Origin of the sequence: Streptomyces odonnellii (genome assembly GCF_000981895.1) — a bacterium.
GTDB classification, from domain to species: Bacteria; Actinomycetota; Actinomycetes; order Streptomycetales; family Streptomycetaceae; genus Streptomyces; species Streptomyces odonnellii.
In genome coordinates, this window is sequence record NZ_LATD01000549.1 from 1 (window position 1) to 3,020 (window position 3,020).

At 72.6% G+C, this 3,020-nt stretch carries 2 protein-coding genes; both read left to right on the forward strand.

The annotated features are described in order from the left end of the window. Window positions 1–5: 5 nt before the first annotated feature. Complete coding sequence (locus WH07_RS34820) at window positions 6–2,210, forward strand: glycoside hydrolase family 9 protein (protein WP_046509056.1); 2,205 nt, start codon at window positions 6–8, stop codon at window positions 2,208–2,210. Window positions 2,211–2,413: 203 nt separating this feature from the next. Then, a partial coding sequence (locus tag WH07_RS34825; protein WP_046509057.1) for a TetR/AcrR family transcriptional regulator occupies window positions 2,414–3,020 on the forward strand: 607 nt, incomplete at its 3' end.

Sequence of the window (3,020 nt, forward strand, 5' to 3'; positions counted from 1 at the left end):
CGCCCTTGCGACGCGCGCTCGTGGGGCTTGTCGTCGGTGTCCTGGCCGCCGGCTCGTTGCTCGCCGGGAGCGCCCAAGCCGCCCCCAAACCCGCCGAAACGCCCGCCCAAAAGCCCGCCGGCCCCAGCCCCCTCGCCCCCGCCACCACCATCCGTCTCAACCAGCACGGCTACCTCCCCGACGGGCCCAAGCGCGCCACCGTCGTTTCCGCCTCCACCAGCGCCACACCCTGGCAATTACGCTCCAGCACCGGCGCCGTCCTCGCCTCCGGGGTCAGCACGCCCCGTGGCGTCGACCCCGCGTCCGGGGAGTCCACCCACACCGTCGACTTCTCCTCGTACACCGGGACCGGCACCGGGCTCACGCTGGCCGTCGACGGGCAGGGCACGAGCCATGCCTTCGACATCTCAGCCGGGCTCTACAACACCCTCCGCTCCGACGCCATGTCGTTCTTCTACCAGCAGCGCAGCGGCATCCCCATCGACGCCTCGCTCGCCGGGGGCGCCGCCTACGCGCGGCCCGCCGGGCATCTCGGGGTCGCTCCCAACAAGGGCGACACCAGCGTGCCGTGCCAGGCCGGGGTCTGTGACTACAGCCGGGATGTGCGCGGCGGGTGGTACGACGCCGGGGATCACGGGAAGTACGTCGTCAATGGCGGGCTCGCCACCTGGCTGCTCGTCAACTCCTTCGAGCGGGCCAAGCGCGCCGGGACCGACGGCGCCCTCGGGGACTCCACCCTCCGCATCCCCGAGCGCGGCAACGGCGTGCCCGATGTGCTCGACGAGGCGCGCTGGGAGATGGAGTTCCTGATGCGGATGCAGGTGCCGGAGGGGCGTCCGCTCGCCGGGATGGCGTTCCACAAGATCCATGACGCGAACTGGACCGGGCTGCCCATGCGGCCCGAACTCGACAGCCAGCAGCGCGAGTTGCACCGGCCCTCCACCGCCGCCACGCTCAATCTCGCCGCCACCGCCGCCCAGTGCGCCCGCGTGTACGCGCCGTACGACGCCGCCTTCGCCGCCCGCTGCCTCGACTCCGCACGCCGCGCCTGGACCGCCGCCCGCGCCAACCCGGCCGTCATCGCGCCGGATTCGGACGGCAACGGCGGCGGGGCGTACGGCGACGCCACCGTCAGCGACGAGTTCTACTGGGCCGGCGCCGAGCTGTACGCGACGACCGGCGAGGCCGCCTACCGCGATGTCGTCACCGCCTCCTCCTGGCACACCTCCCCCGGCGCCTTCACCTCCTTCGGCTTCGGCTGGGCCGACACCGCCGCGCTCGGCCGGATCGTCCTCGCCACCGTCCCCACCGGTCTGCCCGCGACCGAGACCACTCGCCTGCGCGCCTCGGTGACGGCCGCGGCCGACAGCCATCTGAGCACCATGTCCGGCCAGGGGTACGCCGTACCGCTCCCCTCCACCGCGTACGTCTGGGGCTCCAACGGCCAGGTCGCCAACAACGGCATCGTCATGGCCGTCGCGTACGGACTGACCGGCCAGCAGCGCTACCGCGCCGGCAGCATCGAGGCGCTGGACTATCTGCTGGGACGGAACGCGCTCGGGCAGTCGTACGTCACGGGGTACGGCGAGCAGGCCTCCCGCAACCAGCACCACCGCTTCTGGGCCAACCAGTACGACGCCTCGCTGCCCAACCCGCCCGCCGGGTCCATCGCCGGCGGGCCCAACGCCGCGCTCCAGGACCCGGTCGCGGAGGAGGAGCTGGCCGGCTGCAAGCCCGCGGCCTGCTACATCGACGACATCGGCTCGTACTCCACCAACGAAGTGGCGGTCAACTGGAACGCGCCGCTGGCCTGGCTCACCCAGTTCGCCGCCGAAACCTCCGGCGACGACGGTGACGGTGACGGCGGGGACGGCGACGGCCCCGGTACGCCGGCCGCCGGCTGCGCGGTCACGTACGGGATCGACAGCGCGTGGAACAACGGGTTCACCGCCACCGTGACCGTCAAGAACACCTCCGCCACCCCCGTGAACGGCTGGACGCTCGGCTGGTCGTACCCGGGCGGGCAGCGGGTCACGGGCGCCTGGAACGCCACGGTCACCCAGAGCGGTACGGCCGTCACCGCCAAGGACGTCGGCTGGAACAAGGCGATCGCGCCGGGCAGTTCGGTGAGCTTCGGCTTCCAGGCCACCTTCACGGGGAGCAATCCCGCGCCGACCGGCTTCACCCTGAACGCGGCCACCTGCACCTGACCCACGGCTGAACTGCAACTGAGCTGCGCCTGACCTGCGCCAACAGCTACCCGCGCAGCCGCCACGGTCCGCGTCGACCGTGGCGGCTATGTGGGTACGGTCCGGCCCCCGTCCGGCCCCCCGCCGGTACGATCAGCCACCGGAACGGTCAAGCGATCAGTCCAGCGATCAGCCGAGCAATCAGCAGAAGGCGGCGAAACCCGGTGGCAGCGAGTGAGCGGAGAGCGGCGCCGCTCCGGCGTGATGCCCTGCGCAACCGTGCCCTCCTCACCGAAGCCGCCCGCGAGGTCTTCGCCGAACAGGGCCTGGACGCCTCCCTCGACGAGATCGCCCGCCGCGCCGGAGTCGGAAACGCCACGCTGTACCGGCACTTCCCCGACCGGGGCGCGCTCGTCGAGGCCGTCTTCCACGACACACTCGCCGCGACCGCCCGCGCCGGTGAGCAGGCACGGGAGTACGAGGACGCCTGGGCCGGCCTCACCGCGTACTTCGACTCCGTCTTCGCCGGCCTGGCCGCCGACCGCGGCGCCAACGACCTGATGACCACCGGGATTCCGGGCGTGCCCTCGCTGGACGCGCTGCACGCCGAGAACCGGGAGACGGTCCGTCTTCTGGTACGGCGGGCCCAGCGGCAGGGCACGATGCGCGCGGACCTCACGACGGAGGACGTGCTCTTCGTCCTGGCCGCGCTCGGCCGTACCGTACCGGCCCTCGCGGCCACCACCCCCGAAGCCTGGCGCCGCTATCTGGCCCTCACGCTCAACGGCCTCCGCGCCACACCGCCCACCCCGACGACCGCTCCCCTTACCC